Source organism: Microcystis sp. M061S2 (assembly GCF_020245605.1).
Lineage (GTDB): Bacteria > Cyanobacteriota > Cyanobacteriia > Cyanobacteriales > Microcystaceae > Microcystis.
The window spans coordinates 1-5545 of record NZ_JADBUP010000136.1; the positions used below are offsets into that span (position 1 = coordinate 1).

10 protein-coding genes are annotated in these 5545 nt (G+C 39.4%); 9 read left to right on the top strand and 1 reads right to left on the bottom strand.

The window, feature by feature from the left end:
- Positions 1 to 200 (top strand): DNA cytosine methyltransferase (locus IM475_RS20310; RefSeq protein WP_287728926.1); only part of this gene is annotated, 200 nt, incomplete at its 5' end.
- A gap of 109 nt (positions 201 to 309) precedes the next feature.
- Here the strand turns inward: IM475_RS20310 and IM475_RS20315 are convergent.
- Entirely contained in the window at positions 310 to 960 is a 651-nt protein-coding gene (locus IM475_RS20315) for a restriction endonuclease subunit R (RefSeq protein WP_287728927.1), read from the bottom strand.
- A gap of 262 nt (positions 961 to 1222) precedes the next feature.
- Here IM475_RS20315 and IM475_RS20320 point away from each other — a divergent pair, with 262 nt between their 5' ends.
- The 8 genes from IM475_RS20320 to IM475_RS20355 all read left to right on the top strand — a co-directional run bounded on the left by IM475_RS20320 (position 1223) and on the right by IM475_RS20355 (position 5467).
- Positions 1223 to 2683: a GUN4 domain-containing protein gene (locus tag IM475_RS20320; protein WP_287728928.1), complete on the top strand. Its 1461-nt coding sequence runs from the start codon at positions 1223 to 1225 to the stop codon at positions 2681 to 2683.
- A 41-nt stretch (positions 2684 to 2724) separates the two neighbouring features.
- Complete coding sequence (locus IM475_RS20325) at positions 2725 to 2937, top strand: type II toxin-antitoxin system HicA family toxin (RefSeq protein ID WP_002775450.1); 213 nt, start codon at positions 2725 to 2727, stop codon at positions 2935 to 2937.
- Complete coding sequence (locus IM475_RS20330; protein WP_149979171.1) at positions 2937 to 3143, top strand: type II toxin-antitoxin system HicB family antitoxin; 207 nt, start codon at positions 2937 to 2939, stop codon at positions 3141 to 3143. The genes IM475_RS20325 and IM475_RS20330 overlap by 1 nt, the downstream gene beginning before the upstream one ends.
- Before the next feature lie 267 nt (positions 3144 to 3410).
- On the top strand, positions 3411 to 3887 hold the full coding sequence (locus tag IM475_RS20335; protein WP_002763393.1) for a type II toxin-antitoxin system VapC family toxin: 477 nt from the start codon (positions 3411 to 3413) through the stop codon (positions 3885 to 3887).
- The gene (locus IM475_RS20340; RefSeq protein ID WP_004158042.1) at positions 3884 to 4096 is read left to right on the top strand and encodes a hypothetical protein; all 213 of its coding nucleotides are present in this window, start codon (positions 3884 to 3886) and stop codon (positions 4094 to 4096) included. The genes IM475_RS20335 and IM475_RS20340 overlap by 4 nt, the downstream gene beginning before the upstream one ends.
- A 131-nt stretch (positions 4097 to 4227) precedes the next feature.
- Positions 4228 to 4461: a DUF433 domain-containing protein gene (locus IM475_RS20345; RefSeq protein ID WP_002775448.1), complete on the top strand. Its 234-nt coding sequence runs from the start codon at positions 4228 to 4230 to the stop codon at positions 4459 to 4461.
- Positions 4458 to 4832, top strand: coding sequence for a DUF5615 family PIN-like protein (locus IM475_RS20350; protein WP_002733650.1), 375 nt, complete (start codon positions 4458 to 4460; stop codon positions 4830 to 4832). Before IM475_RS20345 ends, IM475_RS20350 begins: the two co-directional genes overlap by 4 nt.
- Positions 4833 to 5245: 413 nt before the next feature.
- Positions 5246 to 5467, top strand: a complete 222-nt coding sequence (locus IM475_RS20355; RefSeq protein ID WP_287728929.1) for a DUF2283 domain-containing protein — start codon at positions 5246 to 5248, stop codon at positions 5465 to 5467.
- Positions 5468 to 5545: the final 78 nt, after the last annotated feature.

The following is a 5545-nucleotide window of genomic DNA, read 5'->3' on the forward strand; positions in this document are numbered from 1 at the left end:
CAGAAAGAGAAATGCTACGTTTACAAGGTTTTCCCGATGATTATCAAATTGTCGGCAGTTATCAAACTATGCGAAAATTAACGGGTAATAGTGTAGCGATTTCCTGCGTAGCTGCTGTGGTTAATTCTGTAATCGAGTCTTGGTTAGATGTTGAGCAAGCATCAACTAATTCATTCTCGTTAAATCGACAACTTAATTAAGTTTATTTTCGACTCAGTAGTTTTAGATAGTGGTAATTATTCAAGACGCTTTTAATTGCCTATATAGACAGTCAAAACCTAAGAGATTATAGCTTGTTTGAGTCCTAATTTATGTCTCTAAAATTAGCTGACCCATTGCCTTGAGCATTTGGAGCAGATTAATTGCTGATTCAGGATACATTAAATTAAGTTCTGGCATTATCTGATAAGTGGGGTTAGTTTCTTGTCTGAGATAGACGAACATATATTGTAAGCCATTAGTCGCTAATCCCCAAACTGAGGGTTGTCTTTCTAAGCTATTGTAGGCATAAGTCAATAATTGAGGTAATCCCTGACGTACTTCGATTCCACTCTCTTTAGCTTCAATGACTAAAATCCAAAAAGGGATATTATTGACAGTTGATATCGAATTATTCACCGTGACAATATCAAAGCGTCCGCTAATAGTTTTATCTTCATCCATAAGGATAATATTATCAATCCCTTCTTCAACCCTAATCTTAATCGGATAACGATAAAAACCCGCTAACCGCAATAAGGGAAATAGGGTTAAAACTTTAACTTGTCCTTCTGATGCTTTATCTTCCATCAAATAGGGTCGAAAATCGTTGCGGATTTGAACAAGTTCTAATTTTTCTGCGTCGCTGACGGTTTCCAATGTTAAAAGCTCTGTAAATGAGACATCTTCAAGCTTTTCTTGGAAATTAAGATGACGTTGAACATCCGCAAGGGTTAGTTTACTCGTTTTGATGGTAAGCATTGATTTAGCAAGCAGTACATCGCTGTTCCCATGATAGCGGAAAATAGGTTTCACTGAAAAAGCGAAACCCAATCACCCTACTCTTGGTTGGGTTTCCTTGCTGGGTCAAAAATGGCTTAATTCGACTGTTTAAGCGAAACCCAACCACCCCAAAGGTCACTCCTGGTTGGGTTTCCTTGCGTCAACCCAACCTACAATAATTGCTACCTGTCACCTCTTTTTCTATAATAAGTGTTAATCTTCCCATACTTGTCAAACGGCCATGAGTCTCTGTCTCAATCCCGATTGTTCGCACAAAAACACCCCCACGGATAAATTCTGTCATAAGTGCGGTTCTCAATTACTGCTCAGAGAACGTTATCGAGCGCTAAAATTAATCGGTCAAGGGGGTTTTGGTAAAACATTTCAAGCGATAGATGAGGATAAACCCTCAAAACCCTATTGTGTAATTAAACAATTTTTCCCGTCAGCACAGGGAACAGGAACTTTACAAAAAGCAGCAGAATTATTTAAAGAAGAAGCGATTCGTTTAGATAGTTTGGGAAGATACCCACAAATCCCCGAACTTTACGCCTATTTTACCGCTAATGATGGGCGACAATATCTCGTGCAGGAATATATCGAAGGACAAAATCTAGAACAAGAATTAAAACAGGAAGGAGTATTTAACGAAGCCAAAATTAAACATCTTTTGTCAGAGATTTTACCGATTCTAGAATTTATTCATAGTAAACAAGTAATTCATCGCGACATTAAACCCGAAAATATTATTCGCAGAAAAAGCGATAATAAATTGATTTTAGTGGACTTTGGCGCAGCAAAATTTGTCAGTCCTTTAAATCGTTCCATGACGGGAACAATTATCGGTTCTGCTGAATATATTGCCCCTGAACAGGGAAATGGCAAGGCAGTTAATGCCAGTGATTTGTATAGTTTGGGTGTAACTTGCCTTTATTTATTAACTGGAATATCTCCCTTTGATTTATTCGATGGGGGGGAACACCAATGGGTATGGCGACAGTGGTTGGTTAATAATCCTGTTAGTAATGAGTTAGGGAATATTCTTGATAAATTAATCGAGTTTGGCACAAAAAAACGCTATCAATCCGCCTCGGAAGTGTTGCAAGCTTTGCAGATAAAAACATCAGTCTCTATACCCCAGACAACTATTCAAAAACCCGTTAATCCCGTTATTTCCGTTACTCAAACTCCCCCATCTATTCAGCTTAAAAGTGCCAAAGGAATCGATTATCGGAAATTAGAAGATTTATTGAAACGGCAGCAATGGAAGCAAGCGGACGAGGAAACCGCAACAGTGATGCTACAGGTCGCCAATCGAACAAATGAGTGGCTACGGGAAGAGGATATCGATAATTTTCCCTGCGAGGATTTGCGAACCATTGACCAATTATGGGTTAAATATAGTGGCGGTCGCTTTGGTTTTTCCGTGCAGGCGAAAATCTACCGCGAACTCGGTGGGACGCGGGAGTATAATGAAAGAGTTTGGAACGCTTTCGGAGATAGAGTAGGCTGGCGGATAAATAACAGCTGGATAGAGTATAAAGATGTTATTTTTGATTTCAAAGCACTGCAAGGACATCTTCCTGCTGATGTTCCGATATGGCGGTGTGGAAATTGGCATGACCCGATTTGGTGGAGTTCTTTTCCAGCTATCAAGCGTGGAATCAATCTCTTCTCTCGCGTCGAGACTTGTAAAATGTAACATATAAAGGTAACAGCCAATTTTTAAGAATCAGATATAACATGAAAGTTAGAGATGTAATTAGATTACTAGAACAAGATGGATGGTATTTATCGAGAACAAGGGGAAGCCACCGACAATTCAAACATTCTCTGAAATCAGGTTTAGTTACTGTTCCGGGTAAGCTGTCCGATGATTTAGCGATTAAGACTTTACGGAGTATTTTCAAACAAGCTCAATTGAATAAATATCTAGAAGAAGGAGACAATAACTAATGCGTTACGCGATTATTATCGAAAAAGCTGAAAATAACTATTCCGCTTATGTTCCTGATTTACCCGGTTGTGTTACTACAGGTAAAACCCTAGAGGAAATCGCAGAAAATATGAAAGAAGCAATTCAATTTCATCTAGATGGATTACAAGAGCAAGGGCTGCCAATTCCCCAACCAGCCACCTATTGCCAGTATATCGAAGCGTAACCGATCACCTGCATCCTGTCTGCAACTTTTATCTGTTAAGTGCGATCGCTGATCTTGTAGGGTGCGAAAACGCGCGTGTAACGCACCGCTAATGTTTGGGATAAAATGGAGAAGTTTCAATGCGATCAAGTGCGATCGCTATGAGAAATGATCGAGGTCAAGCATGACAGTGCAACAACTTCGTTACAGAGATAGGATAGTAGAATAGAGAGGGCTACCATACCGCTGCTTCAGGCTTTGATTTAGTCTTGTCGATCAGTTATTATCATGAAAGAAAAAGTGTACTTGGATTCCACGGTTCCGAGTTATTACTTTGATGAGCGTGAAGCTCTAAAAACTTTTACCGAAATCACAAGGAAGTGGTGGTCGGAGATGTCCAGTTATTATGATTTATATATTTCGGATGCCGTGCTTCAAGAACTAACCAACGGAAACTATCCGCGTAAAGCTGAAATTATTCATTTGGTTTCGAGGATTCCTTTACTACCGCCGACTTCTGCTCTTGAACAAGTTGTCGAGTTTTATCTTGCCAACTATGTCATGCCAAGGTCTCTTGTGGGCGACGCTCTACATCTTGCCTATGCCAGCTATTTCGACATTCAATATCTCGTTACTTGGAATTGCAACCACCTAGCGAATGCTAACAAACGGAAGCATATTCGCGTTATCAATGCCCGCCTTGGTTTGTCAACACCTGAAATTGTCACACCACTTGAACTATTCAAAGAGGAGAATAACTTATGATCCACTCAGAGATTTTGCAAGAAAAAGATAAAACTCAAACAAGATTATCGGAGGAATGCACGTCTATCCATGACTATTTAGTTAAGTCTCGCATTGCTGCGGAAAAGGCTGCGGAATCCTACGGGTTTACTCTCAAGTATGCTGAAGAAATTCATAAAATTCGAGAAGAACACACCAAAGCTTTCAACGCCAACACAACAGCCTCTTAGGTTGGCTTGAGCGAAACGCTATAGATTGATTCTGATTAATTGCCAATTCATTGCCGACACAAGAGTTAGGGCGATAATGATTCATGGCTGTATGTAACAATACAGAATAAGTTTATCTCAGGAGTTCCACAGTGATTAAAGAGCTAGACCGTATTACTGTTAATCCACAAATATGTCTTGGACAGCCAACGATTCGAGGAATGCGTATCACTGTAGGATTTGTTCTGAAACTGTTGGCTAGTCAGTTATCTATTCAGGAAGTCTTAGAGGCTTATCCAGAGTTAGAGGAGGAAGATATTCGTCAGGCTCTTAATTATGCAGCTTGGGCCGTATCCGATTATATCGTTAGCTTCACTTCGGCATGAGTAGTCTGCGTTTACTAGCTGATGTTCATATCTCCCCTTTGACAGTTGCGGCTTTAAGGTTACAGGGCTACGACATAGTACGCACTACAGACTTTTTACCTGCCACTGCTGCCGATGCGGAGATTTTGGAACTTGCCAGAGTGGAAGGTCAAGTTATTTTAACACAAGACTTAGACTTTTCCCTGCTGGTAGCCCTCAATAATTATGGACTGCCTAGCTTGATTACATTACGGTTATCTTCTGCCAGACCTGATGTAGTTGCTCAAAGGCTTCTAGATGTTTTACTGACTGTGGAAACGGAACTGACAGAAGGTGCGGCAATTACTATCAGCGATGACTCTGTGCGTGTTCGTAAACTTCCAATTCGATGAACCCGCACCTCAAACGATGTCCTATAAAGAAATAGAAACGATTTTCAAGGAAAAATTAAATCAAATAATTGAGGAATAGAAATCGTGTGTTATGCGATTATTATCGAAAAAATTGATAGGGTTTCGATTCCTGTTACAGGTTGGCGATATAATATTGGTTGGATAAATGAAAGAAGTTCGATTTAGTGAGCATTCTAGAATCAAATTGAATTTGCTATCCCCTCGTGGAATTTTTATCACTCCTGAATTTATCCTCGAAACTGTACAATTTCCTGACAAAATAGAAATCTCTGAAGACAACAAGCGAATCGCACAAAAAAAGTTCAATGATAATTTAGTGATTCGAGTAGTTTATCGAGAATTCAGTGCTTTTTTCTTAATCATCACCCTTTACCCTGGTAGGATATCCCGATATGAACAAGATACACTATAGCCCAGATGTGGATGCTTTATTAATTGAGTTAAACAATAATCTAATTGCTTACGCAGAGGAGGAAGGGAAAACAATATTACATTATTCCGAGGACGATCAGTTAGTTTTAATCGAGATTCTAGATTTTGGTTGTTCTCTGTCGGAAGATGCTAGACAAGAACTTGCAAAATCCATATCTTCTCGTGAATCGATTCAAATATAGTTATCGATTAATGTCCATCTCACAACAATTTAAATCATGAAAGGTATTCAGTATATTGTCGATGAAACAGGAGAAAAA

What these genes read in the sequence shown, in the direction of transcription:
- IM475_RS20315 (WP_287728927.1), bottom strand. Translation starts at nt 960, where the DNA reads ATGCTTACCATCAAAACGAGTAAACTAACCCTTGCGGATGTTCAACGT.
- IM475_RS20320 (WP_287728928.1), top strand. Translation starts at nt 1,223, where the DNA reads ATGAGTCTCTGTCTCAATCCCGATTGTTCGCACAAAAACACCCCCACG.
- IM475_RS20325 (WP_002775450.1), top strand. Translation starts at nt 2,725, where the DNA reads ATGAAAGTTAGAGATGTAATTAGATTACTAGAACAAGATGGATGGTAT.
- IM475_RS20330 (WP_149979171.1), top strand. Translation starts at nt 2,937, where the DNA reads ATGCGTTACGCGATTATTATCGAAAAAGCTGAAAATAACTATTCCGCT.
- IM475_RS20335 (WP_002763393.1), top strand. Translation starts at nt 3,411, where the DNA reads ATGAAAGAAAAAGTGTACTTGGATTCCACGGTTCCGAGTTATTACTTT.
- IM475_RS20340 (WP_004158042.1), top strand. Translation starts at nt 3,884, where the DNA reads ATGATCCACTCAGAGATTTTGCAAGAAAAAGATAAAACTCAAACAAGA.
- IM475_RS20350 (WP_002733650.1), top strand. Translation starts at nt 4,458, where the DNA reads ATGAGTAGTCTGCGTTTACTAGCTGATGTTCATATCTCCCCTTTGACA.
- IM475_RS20355 (WP_287728929.1), top strand. Translation starts at nt 5,246, where the DNA reads ATGAACAAGATACACTATAGCCCAGATGTGGATGCTTTATTAATTGAG.